General features: G+C 44.0%; 24 protein-coding genes. 23 read left to right on the forward strand and 1 reads right to left on the reverse strand.

The genetic code is table 11. From position 1 onward, the window contains the following. Positions 1-20: 20 nt before the first annotated feature. From pknB to ACZQK9_RS09495, 6 genes are all read left to right on the forward strand, one after another. Positions 21-2,240 carry a Stk1 family PASTA domain-containing Ser/Thr kinase gene (gene pknB / locus ACZQK9_RS09470; RefSeq protein WP_483270418.1) on the forward strand — a complete coding sequence of 740 codons (2,220 nt, stop codon included), beginning with the start codon at positions 21-23 and terminating at the stop codon, positions 2,238-2,240. Positions 2,241-2,258: 18 nt separating this feature from the next. Next, positions 2,259-3,143 (forward strand): ribosome small subunit-dependent GTPase A, encoded by an 885-nt coding sequence (gene rsgA, locus ACZQK9_RS09475; RefSeq protein WP_216506406.1) that lies wholly within the window; start codon positions 2,259-2,261, stop codon positions 3,141-3,143. A gap of 2 nt (positions 3,144-3,145) precedes the next feature. Continuing rightward, complete coding sequence (rpe, locus tag ACZQK9_RS09480) at positions 3,146-3,799, forward strand: ribulose-phosphate 3-epimerase (RefSeq protein ID WP_483270419.1); 654 nt, start codon at positions 3,146-3,148, stop codon at positions 3,797-3,799. A gap of 13 nt (positions 3,800-3,812) precedes the next feature. Next, positions 3,813-4,499 carry a thiamine diphosphokinase gene (locus tag ACZQK9_RS09485; protein WP_216506410.1) on the forward strand — a complete coding sequence of 229 codons (687 nt, stop codon included), beginning with the start codon at positions 3,813-3,815 and terminating at the stop codon, positions 4,497-4,499. Next, on the forward strand, positions 4,500-6,050 hold the full coding sequence (gene putP / locus ACZQK9_RS09490) for a sodium/proline symporter PutP (protein ID WP_483270420.1): 1,551 nt from the start codon (positions 4,500-4,502) through the stop codon (positions 6,048-6,050). Between the two features lie 192 nt (positions 6,051-6,242). Continuing rightward, complete coding sequence (locus tag ACZQK9_RS09495; RefSeq protein WP_178017556.1) at positions 6,243-6,701, forward strand: 23S rRNA (pseudouridine(1915)-N(3))-methyltransferase RlmH; 459 nt, start codon at positions 6,243-6,245, stop codon at positions 6,699-6,701. Here the strand turns inward: ACZQK9_RS09495 and ACZQK9_RS09500 are convergent. Then, positions 6,685-7,116, reverse strand: coding sequence for a 23S rRNA (pseudouridine(1915)-N(3))-methyltransferase RlmH (locus tag ACZQK9_RS09500; protein ID WP_483270421.1), 432 nt, complete (start codon positions 7,114-7,116; stop codon positions 6,685-6,687). The genes ACZQK9_RS09495 and ACZQK9_RS09500 overlap by 17 nt on opposite strands. A 118-nt stretch (positions 7,117-7,234) precedes the next feature. On the opposite strand from ACZQK9_RS09500, the gene ACZQK9_RS09505 reads away from it, so the two are divergent. The 17 genes from ACZQK9_RS09505 to ACZQK9_RS09585 all read left to right on the forward strand — a co-directional run bounded on the left by ACZQK9_RS09505 (position 7,235) and on the right by ACZQK9_RS09585 (position 25,941). Beyond that, positions 7,235-8,044, forward strand: coding sequence for a Cof-type HAD-IIB family hydrolase (locus ACZQK9_RS09505; RefSeq protein WP_483270422.1), 810 nt, complete (start codon positions 7,235-7,237; stop codon positions 8,042-8,044). A 15-nt stretch (positions 8,045-8,059) separates the two neighbouring features. After that, entirely contained in the window at positions 8,060-10,417 is a 2,358-nt protein-coding gene (locus tag ACZQK9_RS09510) for a PEP/pyruvate-binding domain-containing protein (protein WP_483270423.1), read from the forward strand. Between the two features lie 58 nt (positions 10,418-10,475). Further along, positions 10,476-11,630, forward strand: a complete 1,155-nt coding sequence (locus ACZQK9_RS09515; RefSeq protein ID WP_483270424.1) for a polymer-forming cytoskeletal protein — start codon at positions 10,476-10,478, stop codon at positions 11,628-11,630. Between the two features lie 28 nt (positions 11,631-11,658). Further along, positions 11,659-12,357 (forward strand): UMP kinase, encoded by a 699-nt coding sequence (pyrH, locus tag ACZQK9_RS09520; RefSeq protein ID WP_178017590.1) that lies wholly within the window; start codon positions 11,659-11,661, stop codon positions 12,355-12,357. Between the two features lie 39 nt (positions 12,358-12,396). Next, complete coding sequence (gene frr / locus ACZQK9_RS09525; RefSeq protein WP_178017552.1) at positions 12,397-12,942, forward strand: ribosome recycling factor; 546 nt, start codon at positions 12,397-12,399, stop codon at positions 12,940-12,942. 4 nt (positions 12,943-12,946) lie between these two features. After that, positions 12,947-13,675 carry an undecaprenyl pyrophosphate synthase gene (uppS, locus tag ACZQK9_RS09530; protein WP_178017551.1) on the forward strand — a complete coding sequence of 243 codons (729 nt, stop codon included), beginning with the start codon at positions 12,947-12,949 and terminating at the stop codon, positions 13,673-13,675. A gap of 3 nt (positions 13,676-13,678) precedes the next feature. Beyond that, complete coding sequence (locus ACZQK9_RS09535) at positions 13,679-14,500, forward strand: phosphatidate cytidylyltransferase (protein WP_178017550.1); 822 nt, start codon at positions 13,679-13,681, stop codon at positions 14,498-14,500. Then, positions 14,497-15,642, forward strand: a complete 1,146-nt coding sequence (locus tag ACZQK9_RS09540) for a 1-deoxy-D-xylulose-5-phosphate reductoisomerase (protein ID WP_483270425.1) — start codon at positions 14,497-14,499, stop codon at positions 15,640-15,642. Before ACZQK9_RS09535 ends, ACZQK9_RS09540 begins: the two co-directional genes overlap by 4 nt. Before the next feature lie 27 nt (positions 15,643-15,669). Further along, complete coding sequence (locus tag ACZQK9_RS09545; protein WP_216506420.1) at positions 15,670-16,722, forward strand: M50 family metallopeptidase; 1,053 nt, start codon at positions 15,670-15,672, stop codon at positions 16,720-16,722. A 27-nt stretch (positions 16,723-16,749) separates the two neighbouring features. Further along, the gene (gene ispG / locus ACZQK9_RS09550; RefSeq protein WP_483270426.1) at positions 16,750-17,838 is read left to right on the forward strand and encodes a flavodoxin-dependent (E)-4-hydroxy-3-methylbut-2-enyl-diphosphate synthase; all 1,089 of its coding nucleotides are present in this window, start codon (positions 16,750-16,752) and stop codon (positions 17,836-17,838) included. Between the two features lie 3 nt (positions 17,839-17,841). Then, complete coding sequence (locus ACZQK9_RS09555; RefSeq protein ID WP_483270427.1) at positions 17,842-22,407, forward strand: PolC-type DNA polymerase III; 4,566 nt, start codon at positions 17,842-17,844, stop codon at positions 22,405-22,407. A gap of 77 nt (positions 22,408-22,484) precedes the next feature. Then, a complete protein-coding gene (locus tag ACZQK9_RS09560; RefSeq protein WP_021985219.1) occupies positions 22,485-22,742 on the forward strand; it encodes an IreB family regulatory phosphoprotein in 258 nt (85 codons plus the stop codon). A gap of 46 nt (positions 22,743-22,788) precedes the next feature. Beyond that, entirely contained in the window at positions 22,789-23,223 is a 435-nt protein-coding gene (gene ruvX / locus ACZQK9_RS09565) for a Holliday junction resolvase RuvX (RefSeq protein ID WP_216506425.1), read from the forward strand. Continuing rightward, positions 23,216-23,476, forward strand: a complete 261-nt coding sequence (locus ACZQK9_RS09570) for a DUF1292 domain-containing protein (RefSeq protein ID WP_178017544.1) — start codon at positions 23,216-23,218, stop codon at positions 23,474-23,476. The genes ruvX and ACZQK9_RS09570 overlap by 8 nt, the downstream gene beginning before the upstream one ends. 6 nt (positions 23,477-23,482) lie before the next feature. Then, positions 23,483-25,144 (forward strand): ribonuclease J, encoded by a 1,662-nt coding sequence (locus ACZQK9_RS09575; RefSeq protein ID WP_178017543.1) that lies wholly within the window; start codon positions 23,483-23,485, stop codon positions 25,142-25,144. Between the two features lies 1 nt (position 25,145). Next, positions 25,146-25,481, forward strand: coding sequence for a YlbF/YmcA family competence regulator (locus ACZQK9_RS09580; RefSeq protein WP_178017542.1), 336 nt, complete (start codon positions 25,146-25,148; stop codon positions 25,479-25,481). Beyond that, entirely contained in the window at positions 25,462-25,941 is a 480-nt protein-coding gene (locus ACZQK9_RS09585) for an endolytic transglycosylase MltG (RefSeq protein WP_483270428.1), read from the forward strand. Before ACZQK9_RS09580 ends, ACZQK9_RS09585 begins: the two co-directional genes overlap by 20 nt. Position 25,942 lies beyond the last annotated feature (1 nt).

A 25,942-nucleotide genomic window follows, 5' to 3' on the forward strand; every position in this document is an offset into this window, starting at 1 on the left:
TAGCAGAAAGGGTTGAAATCATGTTAAAACCAGGAATGATATTATGTGATAGATATGAGATTTTGGACGTGGTCGGAGCAGGTGGAATGTCCATCGTATATAAGGCGAGAGACCACAGATTGAACCGGAATGTGGCAATCAAGGTATTGAAGCCGGAGTTTAGCAACGATAAGAATTTTGTGACGAAGTTCCGGATCGAGGCACAGGCTTCAGCAGGACTGACACATCCGAACATTGTAAATGTATATGATGTAGTAGACGATGAAGGAATCTACTGTATCGTGATGGAACTGGTAGAGGGCATCACATTAAAGCAGTATATCGAGCAGAATGGTCGTCTCAACATGGAGACAGCCATCAACTTCTCTATTCAGATTGCATCTGGATTGGAAGCAGCACATGAAAATCATATTATTCACCGTGATATCAAACCACAGAATATTATTGTTTCTAAAAACGGAAATATCAAAGTTACAGATTTCGGTATTGCAAAGGCGGCAAGCAGCAATACACTGACTTCCGGTGCGATGGGAAGTGTACATTACATATCACCGGAGCAGGCAAGAGGCGGTTACAGTGATGAGCGTAGCGATATTTATTCACTTGGTATCACAATGTATGAGATGGTAACCGGAAGAGTGCCGTTTGAGGGGGATAACAATGTTTCAGTTGCACTGATGCATATCCAGAATGAAATGATTCCACCGAGGCAGTATTATCCGGATATTTATTCCAGCTTTGAGAAGATTATCCTGAAAGCTACCCAGAAGAAACCGGAACGCAGATATCTGACAGCAAGTGCTTTAATTGCAGATTTGAAGCGCGTACAGAACAATCCGAATATTGATATCGTGGTTGCGCCGACTTCAATTACAAACAGTCCAACACAGGAGTGGACGAAGGAAGACGTACAGGCAATCCGGAACGGAAGTGCAAACCGCGATTTGTATAGCCAGTCGTATGATAATCCACCTGTATCACAGGAGATGGGCGAGATTCGTCCAATTGGCTACAATTCTACACCACAGGCAAACAGTGGCAGAATCAACGAGCTTCTTCAGGAAGACGAGGATGAGTGGGAAGAGGAGTATGAGCCGGAACCACAGCCAAAACGAGGTAATCTGAAGAAGGTTCAGGATTATGATGAAGACGATGAAATCGAAGAGGAAGAGGATCCGGATGATATCGATCCAGGTATCCGGAAAGCAGTGACGATTGCAGGTGTGGCAACGGCAGTGATTATTGCAATTATCATTATCGTCGTACTTGGTAATGTGCTTGGATGGTTTAAATTTGGATCTAAAAAAGACGATAAGAGTAAGATCACAACGGAGCAGGTACAGTCAATCGCGATGATCAGTGTAACCGGAGTTTCCGAAGATGCTGCATTGAAGATGCTTTCTGATGCAGGTTTTACAAATGTTAAGACAGAGCATGTGGAAGATGAAAAGACACAGGAAGGTTATGTTTTTGATCAGAGCGTTCAGGAGGGACAAACAATCCCTGTAGACCAGGAGATTGTTCTGAAAGTTAGTGCCGGTGCAGAAGAAGTAGATGTACCGGAAGTAACAAATTATGAAGATGCACAGGCTGTAACACTTTTGCAGGAGGCCGGGTTTGAAGTCAGCCATGCATACGATTACAGCGATGATGTAGAGAAAGATAAAGTTATTAAGACAGAACCGGCTGGTGGAACCAAAGCAGCGAAGGGTTCTAAGGTTATTGTGACAGTCAGCAACGGTTCTGAGAAGAAAGAAGTGGAAGTTCCAAATTTAGGCGGACTTACAGAGGCTCAGGCAAGAGATTCCCTGACCAGTAAGAAGCTTAATGCTGGAAATGTGACGCATGAAAATAGTGACAGCGTAGCAGCAGGTATGGTTATCAGTCAGAATCCAGCCAGAGGAACGACCGTCACAGAAGGCGACAGTGTTGATTTTGTAATCAGTGACGGACCAGAGCAGAAGGAAAAGAAATATACAGCAAGTATTTCTGGAACAATTACATGTAACGATGCTGCTTTAGATGGAGCGGCTGTTACAGTGCAGGTAGTGTTCAATGGTGGAGCTGTGTATGAGCAGACAGTTACAGTTACTTCCGGTGGTTCATATAACATAACAGCTACGGTACCAAACCTGTCATCGCAAGGAGGCAGTGCAAGCTTTGTCGTTCTGGCGGGTGGAACCGATGTGACAAGTTCATTCTCCGTGCCGGCACCGAATGTTTCTTATTCGGAAGAATAGAAGAGTATAGGAAAGTCTATGCAGGGAAAGATTATGAAAGGTGTGGGTGGATTTTATTATATCCACCCACATAATACTGTAAATACTATATATGAGTGTAAAGCAAAGGGTGCTTTTCGAAACCAGAAGATCAAGCCGGCAGTGGGCGATGATGTGGAGATTGAGATTATCAGTGAGCAGGATAAGACGGGAAATATCGTAGAGATTCTGCCACGGGAGAATCTACTGATCCGACCGGCGGTGGCAAACGTCGATCAGGCAGTGATTGTATTCGCTCTCGCAGATCCAAAACCGAATTATAATCTGTTGGACCGGTTTCTGATCATGATGGAACAGCAGGGTGTTGACACACTGATCTGCTTTAACAAATCCGATCTGGTCAGTGAACAGGAGGCTCAGGAAATCTGTGATATTTATGCAGGTGCAGGATATCGGGTATTTCTTACAGTTGCGAAGGAGCAGATTGGAATCGAAGCGTTCCGGGAAGCAATCCGGGGTAAGACAAGTGTCTTCGCGGGACCTTCTGGTGTTGGAAAATCATCGATGTTAAATGCATTGCATCCGCAGGCACAGGTGCAGACCGGAGCCGTGAGCGAGAAGATCCGGAGAGGAAAGCATACAACCAGACATTCAGAGCTGATCTATATTGAAGAAGACACGTATATCATGGATACACCGGGATTCAGTTCTCTTGTGATCGAAGATATAGAACCGGAAGATCTGAAAGAATATTTTCGGGAATTTGAAAGTTATAACGGTCTTTGTAAGTTTAATGGCTGTGTGCATATACATGAGCCGGAGTGCTTAGTGAAGGAAGCATTACAAGCGGGAACAATTTCGAAGCTTCGCTATGACAATTATGTACAGTTATATGAGGAATTAAAAAATAAAAGGAGATGGTAGGTATGAATATTCTTTCACCGTCATTGTTATCAATTGATTTTAACCACATTGAACGAAATGCAAAGGTATTAGATGAAGCAGGTGTGAAATGGTTTCATCTGGATGTTATGGATGGTACATTTGTGCGGAATATCTCCTTTGGACCACCGGTCATCAAATGTATACGGAAGATTACAAAAAGCTATTTCGATGTGCATCTGATGATCAATGAACCGATTCGTTATATTGATGCATTTGCAGATGCAGGAGCGGATATGCTTACGGTGCATTATGAAGCATGTAAGGATTTGCAGGAGACGATCGATGCAGTAAAAGCAGCAGGAATGAAGGTTGGAATCGCAGTGAATCCGGAGACACCGGTACATTGGTTAGAGTATTATATCAATCAGGTGGATATGGTGCTGATCATGAGTGTGAATCCGGGCTTTGGCGGGCAGAAGTTTATGCCGATCGCCCTTACGAAGCTGCAGGAGGTAAAGGCACTGGCAGAGGAGCGGAATCCAGAACTTCTGATTGAGGTTGATGGTGGAATTACCGTTGATAATGTACAGGATGTACTGGATGCTGGCGCGAATGTTGTAGTTGCTGGTTCAGCTGTATTTAAGGGTGACAAGAAAGCAAATATTGCAGCCTTTATGGAGAAACTGAACGCATAGACAGAATGTAAAAATGAAATCTGAAAGCAAATATTGTCTCATTGTCACAGGCGGTTCTGCAGACAAAGATTTGGTTGCTGCCGTTTATGAGGGCGCATATGGATATCCGGTTCATCCATATGTGATCGGTGTGGATAAGGGACTGGAAGTATTAGAACAATTGGATATCGAACCGGATCTGGTAATTGGAGATTTTGATTCCGCAAACGACGGCATCAGAGCGAAATATGTGACAAGCCCTGATGCCGTTGTGCATGAAAAGTGTGTTGTATTGAATCCGGAAAAAGATTTCACGGATACACATGTTGCAGTATTAGAGGCGGCAAAACGTGGATTTGTACGTGCATTGTTGCTTGGCGCAACTGGCACAAGAATCGATCACACATTGGGAAACCTCGGATTGCTTTTTACGTGTGAGCAGGAGGGAATCCATGCAGAGATCTTAGATCTGCATAACCGGATATCTCTGATAGAAAAAGAAAAGATAGTTCGTGCAGAAAGTCTGTATGGACCTTATATATCTTTACTGCCCTTTTCCGAATGCGTGAAGGGCATTACCCTCAAAGGTTTTAAATATAATGCACATGACCTGTCAATCCGAAAGGGAGAGACGATAGGACTTAGCAATGAATTAAGAGAGGAGGAAGGTCACATAACGATTGGAGATGGGTACCTGTTTCTTATGGAGACCAAAGATTAAATGTCAACATGGGTAATACTTGCATTTGTAATTTACATGATTTTCATGCTGGGAATTGGTGTTATTACAGCGAGAAAAAACAAAAGCTCGGATGATTACTTCTTAGGAGGTAGAAACTTAGGAGGATGGGTGACAGCCCTTTCCGCACAGGCATCTGACATGAGTGGATGGATGCTGATGGGACTTCCTGGCTGTGTCTATGCATTTGGCGCAAATCAGGCATGGATTGCAATCGGCCTTTTGATTGGTACAATTCTAAACTGGGTGATTGTCGCAGGCCGTCTGCGCCGGTATACAATCAAGGCGGGTAACGCAATGACGATTCCGGAGTATCTGAGCAATCGTTTCCGCGATAAGCATAATATCCTGATTACGATTTCTGCAATCGTTATTGTAGTTTTCTTTGTGGTATATTCTGCATCTGCGTTTGCATCCGGAGGAAAATTGTTTGCTTCTATCACGAAGATGAATTATCATCAGGCATTGATTGTGGGCGCGGTCGTTATTTTGATCTATACGTTCCTTGGTGGATTCCTTGCTGTGTGTACAACGGACTTTGTACAGGGTATGATGATGCTCGTTGGTGTACTGGCAGTTCCGATTCTGGTTGTGATCGTACTTGGAACCGGAAATATCGTACCGAATCTTGTGAATTCCGGTCTGGATGTTGACGCGAAGGACTATCTGAATATCTTTATGCAGGATGGTAAGCCAATCTCCGGTATCAGCATTGCATCCCAGCTTGCATGGGGACTTGGCTATTGCGGAATGCCGCATATTCTTGTGCGATTCATGGCAGTCCGCGATGAGAAGGAGCTTGCGAAGTCCAAGAAGGTCGCCATCGTCTGGGTACTGATCTCACTTGTACTTGCCTGTGTGATTGGTGTACTTGGACGTGCATACCTGTATCCGATGGTACTTTCAAACAAGGGCGCCCAATATGAGAACGTCTATATCGAGATGATCAAGAAGCTTTTTATGTCGGATTATTCACTGCCGTTTATTGGTGGTCTGTTGCTGTGCGGTATTTTGGCTGCAATCATGTCAACTGCGGATTCCCAGCTGCTTGTTTCTTCATCCGCTGTGGCAAACGATCTGTTCAAGGGTGTGTTCTTCAAGAAATTGAAAGATAAGCAGGTATTGTTCATTGCAAGAGCAACGGTATTTGTTGTTGCAATCATTGCAATCGTGATAGCATGGAATCCAAACTCTTCCATCATGAATCTGGTCAGCGATGCGTGGGCAGGACTTGGAAGTGCATTTGGCCCGGCAATTCTGATGTCGCTTTACTGGAAACGTATGAATCTGGCAGGCGCAGCAGCCGGTATGGCAAGTGGCGGACTCACTGTTATTATCTGGGATTATATTAAGTGCTGTACGCTGGATGGCGTTCATGTGACACCGGCAGCCTATACGGGCGTATATTCCCTGCTGGTTGGATTTATCGTAAGCCTTGTATTCATCGTTGTTGTATCACTTGCAACACCAAAGGTCAGCGATGAGATCATGCAGGAATTTGAAGATGTAAAGAATGGAAATATTGAAGCATAAATAAACAAAAAGAAAATGCCGGATGCGAGCCGGCATTTTCTTTTTGTATCTTAAAAAAGAGAGGATTTATGAAAAAACTATGGTTATAATATAAAATATAATTATGAACAAATTATGACATAAGTTGAAAGTTTGTGTAAATATTCATTCAAAATGTAAGATTTGACCATAAAAATCAGGAGAAAACAGAGAATGCAGATCAAAATAATTGTAGTAGGAACAGTCAAAGAAGCATTTTATCAGAAAAAAATAGAAGAATTTCAGTCAAAAATCCGGAAAAATCTACCATTGGAATTAATCTGTCTGAAGGATGAGAGTATTCCAAAGCAGATATCGGATGTGGTTATCCGAAAAATCAAGGAGACAGAAGGAGAAAAAATCCTGAGCCGGATCCAGAATACAGATTATGTGGCGGCGCTTTGCATCGATGGTAAAAAGATGGATAATTCCAAGATAAAGAAAAGTATAGAGACAGCAGAACAAAGGGGAAAAACAAGCATTGCATTTGTGATTGGAGGCTCGCTTGGATTATCTGATGCGGTTGTGAAACGTGCAGATGAAAAAATCAGCTTTTCCAATATGACATTTCCGCATCAGCTTATGCGGGTTATGCTTATGGAGGTGCTGGCAGATACTATTTGTGGTAAGTGATATGGTTTAATATCGTATAGGCGCGGTAAAGCTGTTCAGTCAAAACAACGGTGGTAAGGTCGGTGGACATTGTAAAACCGGAGAGAGAAAACGAAGGAAGTCCGCCGATATCAGAGCTGGTCGTTTCATTTGTATCTGAAATCCGGTTTTGCTGGGCAACAACAAACTCGATACGGGAATAACCAGACAGACCAAGCTGCTCAATTTTTGATGCAAAGGCTTCCGAGGAGATGGTATCGATACCGGGGATGACGCGGAAGCAGGCGGAGGAAGCCGACATTGTAAGCTTTGAGAGGTCTTTATAATAGAGACATCTGACACGGCAAAAAGCGGAGAGACGTTTCACGTACTCCGCAACAGCTTTGGCGTATTCGGTATCTAATTTCTTTTTTTCAATATGTATCAAAATTTCCATAGAAATATTATAACATAATTCTTTTCATATGTCCTTTTAAATGGTAAAATATATACAATCGTGCCTGTAGATATAACGTACTGGCATCAAAGTAAAAATATATGGACAGAGGACAATTATGACAGATAAAAAGATTTTGGTATTAGATATTGATGGTACACTTGTGAATTCGGAGAAACAGATCACGCCGGAGACATTAAAATATCTGAAACTGATACAGGAGCAGGGACATATTGTAGCACTGGCATCCGGCAGACCATTTCCTGGGATGAAGCAGTATACGGATGCATTGGGACTGGCAGAGTATGGCGGTTATGCATTGAGTTTTAATGGCGGAAAAGTGGTTTCCTGTGCAACGGAGGAAGTCATTTATACAAAAGCAATACCAAACCGTTATGCGAAGATTCTCTATGAATTTGCAAAGGAACGTCACATTGGTATGGTTACATACAAGGGAAACCAGGTGATTACCGGTACCGATACGGATGGGTATATGGAATTCGAGGCGCGACTCAATCATATGGAATTGTGTCAGGTGGATGATTTCCTTGGATATGTCGATTTTGATATGACCAAATGCTTGATGACAGCGGAGCCGGAGGCTGCAGAACAGTATGAGAAGCAGCTTGCAGCGCTTGTGGCACCGGATCTGAATGTATTTCGTTCAGAACCATATTTCATTGAAATTACCGTCAAAGGTGTAGACAAGGCAGAGTCTATCGCACGGCTTTTGGAGCATATTGGCATGACACGGGAACAGTGTATCTGCTGTGGAGATGGCTTCAACGACAAAACAATGGTGGAATACGCGGGTGTTGGCGTTGCAATGGGAAATGCCCAGCAGGTTGTCAAGGATGTAGCTGATTATGTGACAGCATCCTGTGACGAGGATGGACTGGTCGAAGTGATTAAGAAGTTTGTATTGTAGAATGAAGGGCAGAAGATGAAAGAATATTTGATATCAACCAAAGCAGATACTTTGGCTGATCTGCGTGAAATTGTAAAGCATTCTTATATTGAAGAATTGAGCATTGTATATGCCTCTGATTTTTTTGAAAATCCAGCGGGAGTGATTGCAACGATCAAAGAACAGTTTGCCGGAAAGATGATTGTTGTACGAAGCTCCTCGAAAAGCGAGGATAATCTGGAGACAAGCAATGCCGGACATTTTGAAAGTGTGCTGGGGGTTGATGCATCGAAGGATGCAGCGATTGCGGAAGCAATTGAGACAGTGTATCGTTCTTATGTGGAGGGAGACTTCACAGAAACGGCGAAGCAGCAGCTGATTGAGACAAACGAAGAGGTATTGATTCAGAGACAGACTGATCATGTACGGATTTCGGGTGTTGTATTTACGAGAGATATTATATACAACCGTCCGTATTATATGGTTACTTATGACGATAATGGAAGCACGGATTCTGTGACAAGCGGTGTTCGTGGCAAGACAAAATGGATTGCGAAAAATGCATCCAGAGAATTTCTGGAATATGAATTTGTAGATCTTCTGACAGCGGTTAAGGAGATTGAACGGATCTATGATTATGTCTCCGCACTTGATATAGAGTTTGCAATTCTGGAGGATGGAACGGTCGTTATTTTCCAGGTGCGCCCGCTGGCGGCTGCACTGAAGATCATTGCGCCGATGACAGACCGGGAATTCAAGGACACAAAAGCACTTGCCAAGTGCAAATATCTCGATACATTCCATATTCTTTCCGATATGGCATTCTGGAATCCTGCGGAGATTATCGGCAGCAATCCAAGACCACTTGATTATTCGTTGTACCGGGAACTGATCACGGCGCATATCTGGTCTGCGGGTCTGCAGCCGCTTGGCTACCAGCCGGTACGTGGCGAACTGATGCAGAAGGTGGGGAATAAACCATATATATCTGTGAATTACACGTTTGATGGACTGACACCTGCAGGACTTTCCGAGGATCTGTGTTATAAGCTGAATCAGTATTATGAACAGAAGCTGCGTCAGGATAAAACAGCACATGACAAGATTGAGTTTGAAATTATATTCAACACATATGATTTCATGACAGATACGCGTCTGAAGGAGCTTTCGGATTACGGATTCAGTGATGCGGAGATTTCGCAGCTGCGCAATGCACTGTTTGACATTGCAAAGCAGACATTAGAGCATTACGATGAGATCTGCGAGGAGGATCTGCGTTCTCTGGGACAGCTTACGGAGCTCCGGCATGAGCTTCGGACACATGCGCCGCTGGCTGAGACGAATGTTATGAAGTTATACAGCTATATTGACGAACTGCTAGATTCCATTAAAGATCATGGAACGCCGCAGTTTACAAGACAGGCACGCTGTGCGTTTATGGCGCGGAGCTTCTGTCGTACGCTGGTGGAAAAAGGATATTTTACAAAGCAGGAGATGGATGATTTCATGTTGTCTATTCCAACAGTTGCTTCGGAGTTTGAGCGTGATTTTGATTTGTATAGCCATGGAAAGATGAGCCGGGATGATTTCAATCATCTGTATGGACATTTGAGACTTGGTACGTATGATATCCGTTCTGACAGCTATCGGAATATTTATTTTGATGTGGCGTCTGCAAATCTTACCGGAAACAATAAGGTAAAGCAGAAAGCGAAAAGTCTGGATAAAAAGAAATTGCAGATTGCGCTGGATGAGGCTGGGATCCCGGAAACACCAGAGCGTTTTATGGAGTTTATAAAAAAGGCAACACAGAACCGTGAATATTTTAAGTTTGAGTTTACAAAATCGTTATCGCTGATGTTGGATGTGATCGTGAAGCTCGGAGAGGTGATGGCAATTGCAAGGGAAGATATGTCATATCTTGAGATTCAGGATCTGCTGAGCTATCACAGCCGGGATTCCTATATTCAGACGATCGAAACACGGAGACGTTTTTACCATGTGAATTCTTATCTGGTGTTGCCGGAGGTGATTTTTGATGTCGGTGATATCGATGTGATTGATATTGATGAAGCTAGACCAAATTTCATCACCAACAAAGTTGTGGAGGCTCCGATTGTGAATCTTGACGAAGATCATGATTCGGACATTACAGGTAAAATCGTGGTGCTTACAAAAGCTGATCCGGGCTATGACTGGATTTTTGCCAAAGATATTGCCGGATTTGTTACGAAGTATGGCGGTGCGGCATCGCATATGGCAATCCGTTGTGCGGAGTTTGGAATTCCTGCAGCCATCGGCTGTGGAGAAAAAATCTATCAGAGAATTCACCGGATGCAGATTATGTGCCTGGATTGTGAAAATGGAAGAATTACGGAAAAGCAGAGTCAATAAATTGATTTCAAGTTAGGCATGGTGTATAATGAAACGATGAGACAAGGAGGAAGTCTACATGGGATTTTTTAAAGATTTCAAGCGTGATTTTGCGCAGGCAGTCAATGAGCTGATGCCGGATAAAGATGAACTTGGTGCAGAATACGATGATGAAGATATGGTCAATACGTTTGACGAAAATGATCAGATGGATGTAGCACCCGAAGATCTGTTGGAAAATTTGGACGAAATCCGGATTGATAAACCGGAGATGGAGATAACAGAAGGGACTGAAAATCTGGATCATTTTTCAAGCGCGGAGCCTGCTGAAAATGAGGAACAGGATGAAACATCGGTGTTTGATACAGTTCCGGAGGCAGAAGTCATTCAGGATGATCTGGAATTAGAACCAGAACCATTCTCAGAAGATGAATTAACGCCAAAACCGGATACAGAATATTTGCAGGCGGAGCAGATAACGGAGTTGACACAGACAGGGGATGAGCAGGCAGTTCCCGAGACGGATGAGCTTAAGGCCCTGGATGCACTGGATGAAGAAAATATGCTGGAGCATACGGAAGATGCATTGCAGATAGAACCGGATACCGAACAAAAACAGGAAGAACTGCAGAACTTTTTATCAGCTGATCTGGAGAAAGCTGTGGAGGATACATTGGCAAAACAGGCGGAAGAAGAGACACAGATGGAACGCGTTCAACAGGAGGATGCAGCTATGGAGACAAATGTAGAAACTGGAGCTGAGGGAAAAGCAGATGTAAGTACGCTGATGGAAGCGGATACAACGTATATTACTAAGTCAACTGTGGTTAACGGGGATTTGCAGACAGATGGCTGTATAGATCTGATCGGAACAGTCAAAGGATCTGTGAGCTGTGATGGAAAACTGATCGTCGGTGGTTCTATTACTGGAGATGTACAGGTTGGAGAATTATATGCCAACGCAGCACGGATCGAGGGTGATGTACATGTCGTGGATGCGGCTAAGATTGGTGTTGGAACTGTGGTTGTCGGCAATGTATTTGCGGGATCCGCAGTGATTGCAGGTGCAGTCAAGGGAGATATCGATGTACAGGGACCTGTGATCGTGGACTCGACAGCAGTTATTATGGGAAATATAAAATCAAGATCCGTACAGATTAACAACGGTGCAGTGATCGAAGGCATGTGTTCACAGTGCTATTCGGAGATTGATGTAAAGAGCTTTTTTGAATAAAAAGAAAGAGGAGTATCAAACGATGAAGATGGACAGAATTTTATTGAAACTTTCCGGAGAGGCACTTGCCGGAGACAAACACACTGGATTTGACGAGGCGGTTGTGCGGGATGTGGCGAAGCAGGTAAAGGCAATCTGTGATAAACATATTCAGGTAAGTATCGTAATTGGTGGTGGAAATTTCTGGAGAGGCAGAACCTCAGACAATATGGATCGTGTGAAAGCAGACCAGATTGGTATGCTGGCAACGGTGATGAACTGTATTTATGCAGCAGATGCAATGCGGGCAGAGGGACTTAAGACACATATCATGACTCCGTTTGCGTGTGGCAGCATGACAGAGCTGTTCAACAAGGATAAGGCAATCGAGTATCTGGAGAATGGCGAGGTTGTTTTTTTTGCAGGAGGAACCGGACATCCGTATTTCTCAACGGATACGGCAACGGTGCTTATGGCAATTGAGGTAGAGGCAGATGTGATTCTTTCCGCAAAGGCAATTGATGGCGTATATGACAGCGATCCAAAGACAAATCCAAATGCAAAGAAGTATGATACGATGCCAATTTCTGAGATTGTGGATAAGAAGCTCGGTGTGATTGATCTTGCGGCTGCTGTACTTGCTATGGAGAACAAGATGCCGATGATGCTGTTTGGATTAAATGATACAAATAGTATTGAGAAGGCAGTTACGGGTGGTTTTACCGGAACCACTGTGACTGTGGAATAAGAAATAATATAGACAAAATATATATTTGGAGGAAAAAATATGTTAGCACAGTATGAAGAGAAGATGAAGAAAACAATTGAGAGTTTGCAGAAGGAGTACACAACAATCCGGGCAGGACGCGCAAACCCACATATTCTGGATCGTATTACGGTTCTTTATTATGGAGCCCCTACACCGTTGCAGCAGGTGGCAAATATTACAGTTCCAGAGGCAAGAACAATAATGATCTCTCCTTGGGAGTCCAGCCTGATCAAGGAAATCGAGAAAGCAATTGTATGTTCTGATCTTGGTATCAATCCGAACAATGATGGTAAGAACATTATTATTAACTTCCCGGAGCTGACAGAGGATCGAAGAAAAGAGCTTGCGAAGGATGTTAAGAAGAAGGGTGAGAATGCGAAGGTTGCTATTCGTAATATCCGCCGCGATGCAAACGATGCATTGAAGAAAGCAAACAAGGCAGCAGAGATGTCTGACGATGAACTCAAGGGCAACGAAGACAAGGTGCAGAAGATGACAGACAAGTATATTGCACAGGTAGATCAGGAAATCGATACAAAGACAAAGGAAATTATGACAGTATAAGCCTATGAAGAAGATAATTGACGGGGAAGAATTAGAAATACCTGCCCATGTAGCGATCATCATGGATGGCAATGGAAGATGGGCGAAGAAACGTCTGCTTCCGCGTAACATGGGACATAGACAGGGCGCAAAGGTGTTAGAACAGATCTGCCGGGATGCGGCGGATTTGGGGATCCAGTATCTGACGGTGTACGCATTTTCAACAGAGAACTGGAAACGTTCAACCGAGGAAGTAACAGGAATTATGAATCTGCTTCGCAGCTACCTGTCAAACTGCGTGGAACGTGCTTCCAAGGATGGACTGCGCATCCGTGTGATTGGTGACAAAAGTGCATTGGATGCAGATATTGTTGCAATGATTGAAAAAGCAGAACGTGAGACAGCAAAATTTGATAAACTGGACTTCACAATTGCACTCAATTATGGTGGCCGGGATGAGCTTCGCCGCACGATGGCAAAGCTTGCAAAAGAGGTGCAGGCAGGTGTGCTTGCTCCGGAGGATATTACAGAAGATAAAATATCGGAGAATCTGGACACGGCAGGTGTTCCGGATCCGGATTTGTTGATTCGGACAAGCGGAGAACTGCGGCTTTCCAATTATCTGATCTGGCAGCTTGCATATGCAGAATTCTATTTTACGGATACCCTGTGGCCGGATTTTGACAAGGAATCATTGAAAGAAGCAATCCGGTATTATAACGGTAGAGAGCGAAGGTTTGGTGGAGTAAAATAAACTATGTTTAAAACACGTTTTTTGAGTGGTGCAGTGTTAACCCTGCTCACAATTGGAATTTTATATCTGGGTGGTTACGTAACCGGAGTGGCAGTCATGCTTTTGAGTCTGGGCGGAGTGTTCGAACTAATGCGCGTGTATAAGCAGGAAAAATCAGTGATGGCGGTGCTTGCTTACCTGATGACAATTGCGTATTATTGTTTTTTGTTCTTTCATTTGGAAAGATATCTTCTGCCCCTGATTATTATGTATGTACTTCTGGTACTGACGGTCTATGTGATTGCATATCCGAAATATACCGACAAAGATGTAATGGCAACAATATTAGCATTCTTTTATATTTCCCTGCTTTTGTCATTTTTGTATCAGGTTCGGATATTAAAATACGGTGGCGCGCTGGTTGTGATGGTATACATCTGTTCATGGATCAATGATACTTTTGCATATTGTGTCGGTGTGAAGTTCGGGAAACACAAGATGTCACCGAAGCTGAGTCCGAAGAAGAGCGTGGAAGGATTGTTTGGAGGAATTTTGGGTTCGGCACTCATTGGAGGGTTGTATGGAATATTCTTCAATGCAAAGGTATATGAATTAACAAATGCTCCTCTTATTTTTGCAATTGCCGGTGCAGCTGGTGCCGGGTTTGCGGTAATCGGGGATCTGACAGCATCTGCAATTAAAAGAAATAACGATATCAAGGATTATGGAAAACTGATTCCGGGACATGGCGGCATTATGGACCGGTTTGACAGTATTATCTTTACAGCACCAATCGTATATTATTGTTTTTCGATTATGATTGGAAACTTAGGAGGCGCAATGTGAGAACAATCGCGATTATAGGCTCGACAGGTTCCATTGGTACACAGACACTGGATGTGGTGCGTGCAAATGCGGATATTCAGGTTGGAGCTCTGGCAGCCGGGAATAATATAGAATTACTGGAAAAACAGGTGCGGGAATTTAAACCGGTACTTGTGAGTGTGCAAAGCGAAGACAAGGCAAACGAATTACGGCTTGCCTTGTCTGATTTTAACTGTAAGATTGTCTATGGTATGGATGGATTGATTGAAGTTGCAACATATGAACCGGCAGAACTGGTTGTGACAGCCATTGTTGGAATGATTGGAATTCGTCCGACAATCGAAGCAATTAAAGCAGGAAAGGATATTGCGTTAGCAAATAAGGAAACTTTGGTAACTGCAGGGCATCTGATCATGGCTTTGGCAGAGGAATATCATGTGCGGATTCTTCCGGTGGATAGTGAACACTCTGCGATTTTTCAGTGTCTGCATGGAGAAAAGGGAAATAAGATTGCAAAGCTTCTGATTACAGCATCCGGGGGCCCGTTTCTAGGGAAAACAAGAGATGAACTGAAGGATGTCACAGTCGAGGATGCATTGAAGCATCCAAACTGGTCGATGGGACAAAAGATTACGATTGATTCGGCAACATTGGTTAACAAGGGACTGGAAGTGATTGAAGCGCGCTGGCTGTTTGATGTGATGCCGGAGGATATCGAGGTAGTTGTACAGCCGCAGAGCATCATCCATTCTATGGTGGAGTTTGAGGATGGAGCGATCAAGGCACAGCTTGGTACAGCAGATATGCGTCTGCCGATACAGTATGCACTTTATTATCCGGAACGGAGATTTTTATCAGGGGACAGACTTGATTTTTCAAAAATATGTGGAATACTTACAAGTAAACCGGATCGGGAGACCTTTAAGGGATTGGATTTTGCCTATAATGCAATTAAGACCGGCGGTTCCATGCCGACGGTGCTCAATGCGGCGAATGAATGTGCGGTTGCAAAGTTCTTGCACAAGGACATAAAATTTTTACAGATCTATGATATAATTGAAGCATGCATGGAGGAGCACAAGACGATTGTGAATCCAACCCTCGAAGAGATTTTAGAGACGGAACGCTGGGTATATGCATATATAGAACGGCATTTCGGCTGATAGAGTTTCAATGTAAAAGGAGATTGTATGAATATTATTCTGATTATATTAGTGTTTGGCGTGATTGTGTTTTTTCATGAATTCGGGCACTTTATTGTTGCAAAGATGAATAAGATTGCGGTAATGGAGTTTTCTATCGGCATGGGACCGGCTATTTTTTCGATACAGAAAAAAGAAACGAAATATTCCCTTCGTCTATTGCCAATTGGCGGATACTGCATGATGATGGGGGAAGATGGCGAGAGTGAGGATGAGAATTCTTTTGGAAAGAAACCGTTGTTGGCGCGGATTCTGGTAATCGCAGCCGGACCTGTGTTCAACTTTATTCTTGCATTTATTTTTTCGATTATATTGATTCATTTCACAGGATGTGATCCGGCAAAGCTTTCTACGGTAGTGGAACATTCAGCTGCAGAGGATGCCGGCCTTGTAGTTGGGGATACGGTAACAGCCATTAACGGAAAGAAGATTTATAATTACCGGGAGATTTTGTTGTACATGGCATCGGAGGATGCATCAAAACCGGTGACACTATCCATCGAACATGCCGATGGTACAGATGCTTCCGTTGTGGTAACGCCGAAGGTCAATGAACAGGGAGATTATAAACTTGGTATTTCCTGCAGTTACGTTGCATCTACAGGTTTTGGAAATGATATCAAATATGCCGGTCTTGAACTTCGGTATTGGGTGAAGGCAACTGTGACCGGACTTCGGATGATCGTGACTGGTGGCGTGAAAAATGGAGACATCATGGGACCGGTTGGTGTTGGAAGTGCCATGAATGATGTACTTGATGAGGCAAAGGAGATCAGTACGACGCGGAAAGAAGCCGTCATTAATGTGATACTGAATCTGCTGAACTGGAGTATTTTGCTGAGCGTGAATCTGGGCATCATGAACCTGCTACCGATTCCGGCACTTGATGGAGGAAGATTGTTGTTCCTGTTTATTGAAGGAATCCGCAGAAAGAAGATTCCGCAGGAGAAAGAAGCGATTGTGAATTTTATTGGATTTGCATTGCTTATGGTATTGATGGTTGTTGTGTTCTTTAACGACATTAAGAATGCATTTTTCTAGGTTTTTATATGTAAAGGGGTTGTGATTATGAGATACGAAACGAAGAAAACACTTCCACATAGAGATACAACAAGAATGGTAAATATTGGCGGCGTTGTAATCGGAGGGGGAAATCCGATCGCAATTCAGTCCATGACGAATACGGAGACATCTGACGTAGCTGCAACTGTAGCACAGATTCTGGAACTGGAGAAAGCGGGATGCCAGATTATCCGTTCTACAGCAAATACGGAGGCGGCTGCAAAAGCATTTGACCGGATTAAGGAACAGATTCATATTCCGATCGTAGCGGATATTCATTTTGATTATCGTCTGGCGATTCTTGCGATGGAATATGGCGCAGATAAGATTCGTATTAACCCTGGAAATATTGGCGGAGAAGAAAATCTGAAGAAGGTTGTGAAAGTGGCAAAGGAACGGAATATTCCAATTCGTGTCGGTGTGAATTCCGGTTCGCTTGAACGCAATCTGGTTGAAAAATATGGTGGTGTGACAGCCGAAGGCATCGTGGAGTCTGCATTGGATAAGGTACGGATGATTGAAGAGTGTGATTATGATAACCTCGTAATCAGCATCAAGAGTTCGGATGTGATGATGTGTGTACATGCACATGAACTGATTGCGGAACAGACAAGCTATCCATTGCATGTTGGAATCACCGAGGCTGGAACGGTCTATCGTGGCAATATCAAGTCCGCGGTTGGACTAGGCATGATCTTGGGACAGGGAATCGGTGATACGATGCGGGTTTCTCTGACTGGAGATCCGGTAGAGGAGATTACGTCTGCCAAACTGATTCTGCGTACATTGGGATTGCGCAAGGATGGAATCGAACTGGTATCCTGTCCGACCTGTGGCAGAACGAAGATTGACCTGATCGGACTTGCAAATGAAGTAGAAAAGCTGATTGCCGGTTATGACCAGTTATCGATTAAGGTAGCAGTTATGGGATGTGCAGTCAATGGACCGGGGGAAGCACGGGAAGCAGATCTTGGAATTGCAGGCGGCGATGGAGAAGGACTTCTGATGAAACATGGTGAGATTATCAGGAAAGTTCCACAGGATGAACTGCTTGCGGCGTTGAAGTACGAGTTGGATCATTGGGAAAAGGAGTAAAATTTGGATAACAAAACATTTTGTAATGTGTTTCCGGCTTTTAGGGGTGGAGCGGAGCTTGACGCCCTTTTTTCGGATACGCAGGTAGAGAGTATCAAAACCTACGAGACAAAAAAACAGATGATTGTTACACTGCAAAGTGATCACCTGATTCCATATCATATGATTACCCGTATGGAAGCGTTATTGACACAGCATGCATATCATATGGGGGGCGCAGGAAAGACAATACAGCTGTTTATGCGGTATCATCTTTCAGCGCAGTATGATATCAGACAGATTGCGGAAAATTATAAAGAAAGTCTGTTAGAAGAGTTGCGTGGAAGAAGCCGGATTGCATTTCGTTTGATGAGCCGGGCGGAGTGGTACTATAACGACGATGTGATCAGTATTGCAGTGGAACATTCATCTGTTGCGAAGGAACATGAAAAGCTGATACGGGATTTCCTCGTATCTTATTTTCGTGACCATTTTGGAAAAGAAATCGAAGTTGGGTTCAGTTATTCCTTAGAGCAAAAGACAAAACTGCGCCAGGCGAATGCTTTGCGTTTACAGCAGGAGCTTCGGACCATTGAAGAAAAAAATGCAGAATTACAGGCTGCTTCGGATGATTCGGAAAAAGAGAAAAATGCAGAAGATAAAAAGACTTCTAAGGGTGAAACAAAGCAGATAGAAGCAAAAATGGATGCACAAATGGTGGCACCGAAGTCTGCACAGCCGGTTACGTCCGGTGCGAAACCGGTGGCTGCAGCAGCTAAGTCCTATGGTGCAGGTGCCAGACCGGACCGTAAATTTTCCGGAAAAGGAGATTATGGAAATTATCGTAAGCAACAGGTACAGGATCCGGATGTGTTTTATGGAAGAAACTGCGATGCGGATATTGTAAAGATTGAAACATTGGAAGAGGGAACCGGAGAATGCTGTATTCATGGACAGGTAATTAAGATTGAGGAAAAGGAACTCCGAAGCGGAAAGTTTATTATCACAGGTGCAATTACGGATTTTACGGATACCATTATGTTTAAGCTGTTTGTATCGCCGGACGACAAGGAACCATTGCTTGACGAACTGCAACAGGGCAAATTCTATATTATAAAAGGTGTACCGATCTATGACAGTTACAGCAAAGAGATTACATTTTCTTCGGTGGCAGGAATCAAGCCGGCAAATGATTTCCGGGAAAAACGGATGGACAATGCACTCGAAAAGCGTGTAGAGCTGCATTTGCATACAGTCATGAGTGAGATGGACAGCGTGGTTGGCATAGAGAAAGTAATTGCCCGCGCGAAAGAATGGGGGATGAAGGCACTTGCAATCACCGATCACGGAGTTGTACAGGCCTTCCCGATTGCAAACCATCAGCTCAAAAAAGGTGAGGATTTTAAAATCATCTATGGAGTGGAAGGTTATTTTGTGGATGATGTCAAAGGTCTGATTCAAAACGACAAAGGACAGAATATTGATTCGGAATATGTGGTGTTTGATATAGAAACAACAGGCTTGAGCCCCACAAACAACCGGATCATTGAGATAGGCGCAGTCCGGATCAAGGATGGGAAGATTCAGGATACGTTTTCTGAGTTTGTCAATCCGGAGGTGCCGATACCATATACAATCACGAAACTGACTTCAATCACGGATGCGATGGTCAAGGATGCGCCTACGATTGCGGTGATTCTTCCAAAGTTTTTGGAATATATCGGTGATGCAAGTGTAGTTGCGCATAATGCTGCTTTTGATACCGGGTTTATACATGAAAATGCGAAGCGCCTGGGACTGGTGTTTGACAGTACGATTGTGGATACGATGACACTGGCTCATATCCTGCTCCCGGAGCTTGGTAAATATACGTTGGATCGTCTGTGCAAGCAGTTTGGTGTTGTCAATGAACATCACCATAGAGCCTGTGATGATGCGGCAGCTACAGCCGAGATCTTTGTTAAGATGATCAAGATGATCAAAGAGAAAGGCATTACTACGATCCATGAGTTAAATGAGGCGGGCGCTGCATCCCCGGATGCCATCCGGAAAGCGAAAACCTATCATGGAATCATTCTGGCAGCAAATGAGGTTGGACGTGTGAATCTGTACCGCCTGATTTCTGAGTCACATCTGAACTATTTTAACCGGCGTCCGCGCATGCCGAAAAGCCTGATCAACAAATACCGGGAGGGATTAATCATTGGATCTGCCTGTGAGGCGGGAGAACTCTACCGTGCAGTTTTGTATGGCGAGGGCGAGGATGAGATTACAAGACTTTGTAATTTCTATGATTATTATGAGATTCAGCCGGTCGGAAATAATATGTTCCTGCTTGACGATGAGAAAGCACCCGTTAAGACAGTGGAAGATCTGCAGGATGTGAACCGGAAGATCTGTAATCTTGGCAAGCAGTTTGGCAAGCCGGTTGTTGCGACCTGTGACGTACATTTCCTTGATCCGGAGGATGAGATATATCGACGGATCATGATGGCAGGAAAAGGTTTCCATGATGCAGACAGACAGCCGCCGCTTTATTTCCGGACGACGGATGAGATGCTCGCGGAGTTCCAGTATCTGGGCAGTGATCTTGCAAAGGAAGTAGTTATAACGAATACAAATAAGATTAATGACATGATTGAGCGTATCTCTCCGGTACGACCGGATAAATGTCCGCCGATCATTGATAATTCCGATGAGACATTGACGACAATCTGTTACGACAAAGCACATGAGATCTATGGACCGGATCTGCCGGAGATTGTGGAAGCAAGACTGAAACGGGAACTTCATTCTATTATCTCAAACGGATTTGCAGTTATGTATATTATCGCACAGAAGCTGGTGTGGAAATCGAATGGAGATGGGTATCTGGTAGGAAGCCGTGGCTCGGTCGGTTCGTCGTTTGTTGCGACGATGGCAGGTATCACCGAAGTAAATCCACTTCCGGCACACTATATCTGTCCGAATTGTTATTTTACTGATTTTGATTCGGATTTTGTGAAACAGTTCGAAGGACAGTCAGGTTGTGACATGCCGGATCGGAAGTGCCCGAAGTGTGGCACGCTGATGAAGAAGGAAGGACATGACATCCCATTTGAGACATTCCTTGGCTTCTACGGGGATAAGGAGCCGGATATTGACCTGAACTTTTCCGGTGAGTATCAGCCGAAGGCACATGCCTATACGGAGGAGCTTTTTGGAAAAGGAAAGGCGTTCCGGGCGGGAACTATTGGTTCACTGGCAGATAAAACGGCTGTCGGCTATGTGTACAAATATTATGAAGAACATGGAGAAACAAAACGCCGGTGTGAGATGGAACGTGTGGCGGTTGGTCTGACGGGAGTGAAACGGACAACCGGACAGCATCCGGGAGGCATGATCGTGCTGCCAAAGCATGAAGAGATTTATTCTTTCACGCCGATCCAGCATCCGGCGAACGATACAACGACGGATATAATCACGACGCATTTTGAGTACCATTCCATTGACCATAACCTTCTGAAACTGGATATTCTCGGTCATGATGATCCGACGATGATTCGCCGCCTGGAGGATCTGACCGGATTGGATGCGAAGACAATTCCACTGGACGACAAGGATGTTATGTCTTTGTTTCATAACACGGAAGCACTCGGTATCAAGCCGGAGGATATTGGAGGCACAAAGCTTGGCACACTTGGCATCCCGGAGTTTGGTACAGACTTTGCGATGCAGATGTTAATTGATGCCGGACCAAAAGCATTTTCTGATCTGGTGCGTATCGCCGGACTTTCCCATGGTACGGATGTATGGCTTGGAAATGCACAGACGCTGATTGCGGATGGAGTTTGTGAGCTTTCTTCTGCAATCTGTACGCGAGATGATATCATGACATATCTGATCTATCGGGGACTGGAACCGGGACTCGCATTCAATATCATGGAGAAGGTCCGTAAAGGTATCGTTGCAAAGGGAAAATGTGACAAGTGGGATGAGTGGAAAGCGGAGATGCGGAAACACGATGTACCGGAATGGTATATGGAGTCCTGCGAGAAGATCAAGTACATGTTCCCGAAAGCACATGCGGTTGCTTATGTTATGATGGGCTGGCGTGTGGCATATTACAAGATCAATTATCCGCTTGCTTATTATACGGCGTTTTTCAGTATACGTGCGTCAGCGTTTGATTATCAGCAGATGTGCCTTGGAAAAGAAGCGCTCGAAGAGAACCTGGCGGAGCTGCGGAAGAAAGACAAGAATGCAATGAGCCAGACGGAGAAAGATATGGTGCGGGATATGCGGCTGGTGCAGGAGATGTATGCGAGAGGAATCGAGTTTATGCCGATTGACCTGTACCGGGCAAAGGCAGACCGTTTCCAGATCATAGATGGGAAGATCATGCCAAGCTTTGCATCCATCGCGGGCATGGGATTAAAAGCGGCACAGCAGCTGGAGGAAGCGGCAAAAGGCGGTCCGTTTACTTCAAAGGAGGATATCCGTATCCGGGGAAAAGTATCGAAAACGATTCTCGATGTGATGGGAGATCTTGGGTTACTGGGAGATCTGCCGGAGACGAATCAGTATGATTTCTTCGGCATGCTGAAATAAAAGAGTTGCTATTTCAGGCTACATATATTAAAATAAAGCCAAATGTTTTTAAATGCGATAAAGAAGGACGTGAGAAAGTGAACAATCAAAATACTCAGGACATCGGAATCATCCATGAATCAAATATAGAGGTATCTGACATTTTGGAACAGGTGTACGAAGCGTTATCCGAGAAAGGATACAACCCGGTTAGTCAGATCGTTGGATATGTGATGAGTGGAGATCCGACCTACATTACCAGTTACAAAAATGCGAGAAGTCTGATCATGAAAGCAGAGCGGGATGAGATCATAGAGGTACTTCTTGAAAATTATATTGAGACACGGCTCAAGTAGAAACACCCGGAGGCGGGCTTAGGCTTGACAAAAGGAGCAAAACAGTATGAGAATCCTTGGATTGGATTATGGTTCAAAAACGGTTGGCGTTGCATTGTCTGATGCAACCTGTTTGATTGCACAGCCGTTGGAGACGATTGAAAGAAAACAGGAAAACAAATTAAGACAGACCTATGCAAGGATTGAAGCACTTGTGGTGGAGCACGACGTGGATAAGATTGTACTTGGACTTCCGAAGATGATGAATAACACGGAAGGACCAAGAGTACAGGCAACGAGAGAATTTGCGGAGAATCTGGAACGGAGAACCGGGTTGCCAATTATTTTTGAAGATGAACGGCTCACGACGGTGGAAGCAAACCGTATTCTGGAAGCAACCGGCGTGTGCGTGAGCGGAAGAAAAGAACACATTGACAAGATGGCGGCAGCTATCATATTACAGAGTTATCTGGATCGAGAGGCACATAAAAAAGATGAGTGAGAAGATTACGTTTGAAACCGAAGATGGAGATATCGAGTTGTATGTATTAGAACAGACAACGCTTTTTGGAGTGAACTACATTCTGGTGACAGATGACGAAGAAAGTGAGGATGGCAGCTTCTTCGTACTGAAAGAAGAACCGGACAGTGAAGGAGATGTCGTTTCTTACGCAGAAGTAGAAGATGAGAACGAATTGAAAGCAGTAATCAGGATTTTTGATGAGCTGTTGGAAGACATTGATTTGGAGGTTTAGTTTAGAATGAAACAGAATAATAAGTCGGTGAAGATCATTCCACTTGGGGGATTGGAACAGATCGGAATGAACATTACCGCGTTCGAGTATGAGGACAGTATTATTGTCGTAGACTGTGGACTTGCATTTCCGGAAGATGAGATGCTTGGTATCGATCTTGTCATCCCGGATGTCACATACTTAAAGGAAAATGCGGACAAGGTAAAAGGACTTGTGATCACGCACGGACATGAGGATCATATCGGTGCGATTCCGTATATAGAAAATGAAGTAAATATGCCGATATATGCAACCAAACTGACGATGGGACTGATCGAGCATAAGCTTCGCGAACATGGGAATATTAACAACGTCAGAAGAAAAATCGTAACACATGGACAGATGATCACACTTGGTGCGTTCCGTATCGAGTTCATCCGCACGACACATTCCATTGCGGATGCGGCTGCACTTGCAATCTATACACCAGCCGGAATCATTGTGCATACCGGAGATTTCAAGGTGGATTATACACCTGTTTTTGGTGAGGCAATCGATCTTCCGAGGTTTGGTGAGCTTGGAAAGAAGGGTGTACTTGCATTGATGGCGGATTCTACAAATGTGGAGCGTCCCGGATATACACCATCTGAGAAGACAATCGGCAAAGTGTTTGATCATTTGTTTGATGATAACGAAGACCATCGGATCATCATTGCGACATTTGCATCGAATGTTGATCGTGTACAGCAGATTATTAATTCTGCCTATAAGTATGGCAGAAAGGTTGTTGTTGAGGGACGAAGCATGGTAAATGTCATTCAGACGGCTTCGGAGCTTGGCTATATTGATATACCGGACAATACGTTGATTGAGATCGATCAGATCAAGAACTATCCGGACGAACAGGTCGTTTTGATCACAACCGGAAGTCAGGGTGAGAATATGGCAGCGCTTTCACGGATTGCAGCCAGTATTCATAAACAGATTACGATTAAACCGGGCGATGTGGTTATCTTCTCATCCAGCCCGATTCCGGGAAATGAGAAGGCAATCTTCAAGGTTATTAACGAGCTTGAGATGAAGGGAGCCCATGTAATCTTCCAGGATACGCATGTTTCCGGACATGCCTGTCAGGAAGAATTAAAACTGATGTATGCACTTACAAAACCGAAATATGCAATTCCGGTGCATGGTGAGTATCGTCATCTGAAACGGCATGCAGAGCTTGCGGTAGAGATGGGAATACCAAAGGAAAATGTCAGGATTTTGTCTGCCGGAGATGTGTTGACAATCGGGGAAGATACTTTTGATGTAACCGGAAAGGTACAGGCACAGGGAATCCTTGTGGATGGACTTGGCGTTGGTGATGTAGGAAATATCGTATTACGGGATCGTCAGCAGCTTTCAGAGAATGGTCTTTTGATCGTTGTTGTGACATTAGAGGCTGGAAGCAATCAGCAGGTTGCCGGACCGGATATTGTATCTCGCGGATTTGTCTATGTACGTGAGGCAGAGAACCTGATGGATGAGTGCCGGGAGGTTGTACAGGAGGCGTTGGACAACTGCTTAGACCGGGGAATTACTGACTGGGGCAAGTTGAAGAATACAATTCGGGATGCTCTGAGTGATTTCCTCTGGAAGAAGATGAAGCGAAGTCCGATGATTCTGCCGATTATTACAGAGGTTTAATATGAGACAGGTTATTAACGAGAGCAAACAATTGAATGAACATATTCGGGCGTCACAGGAATACTGCACATATCTTAAAACGAAGCAGGCACTGCTCGAGAATGAAGAATTAAGCAGACATCTGCAGGAATTTCGTGCAAGGAATTACGAGCTTCAGAATCGGCAGGGGGTAAACCCTTACGATGAAATGATAGAACTGACAAAGGAATATGACGAACTGTTGCATAACTCGATTGTGAGTGATTTTTTGCAGGCGGAACAGCAGATCTGCAAATTGCTGCAGCAGGTGTTTGATTCCATAGCAGAAGGATTGGAGTTTGATTACATCAATGAGTGAAAATGTGAAAAAAACAACAAATGGAACAGCAAAGAAAAAAGCGGGTAAGAAAAGCGTGCGAAAGAAAGAGGAGAATCTTCGCAAGGGACTGAAGAATTCTTCCGGGTTTATGTTCAGCTTATTTGTCAATGTGCTGATTGTATTTTTGATTGTTAAGCTTTTTACATATTCTTTTAATTTTGCATATGGCGTATTTGGCAGTGTTGCATTCCATCCGGGAAGCCAGCAGTATATCGTGGTTGATATTCCGGCGGATTCTTCGATTATGGAGATTGGCAGTGCTTTACAGGATGCAGAGATTATCGAGGATAAATATGTCTTTTACGCAAAGGTGAAGGTAAAAGGCTATGGCAACAAGATTACAAGCGGCAAATATCATTTGTCGGCAAGCATGACCTACGATGAGATCTTGCAGATCATCTGTAATATTGATACAGGCAGCGACGAGGATAATGAATAAA

The sequence above is a fragment of the Wujia sp. genome (assembly GCF_056872695.1).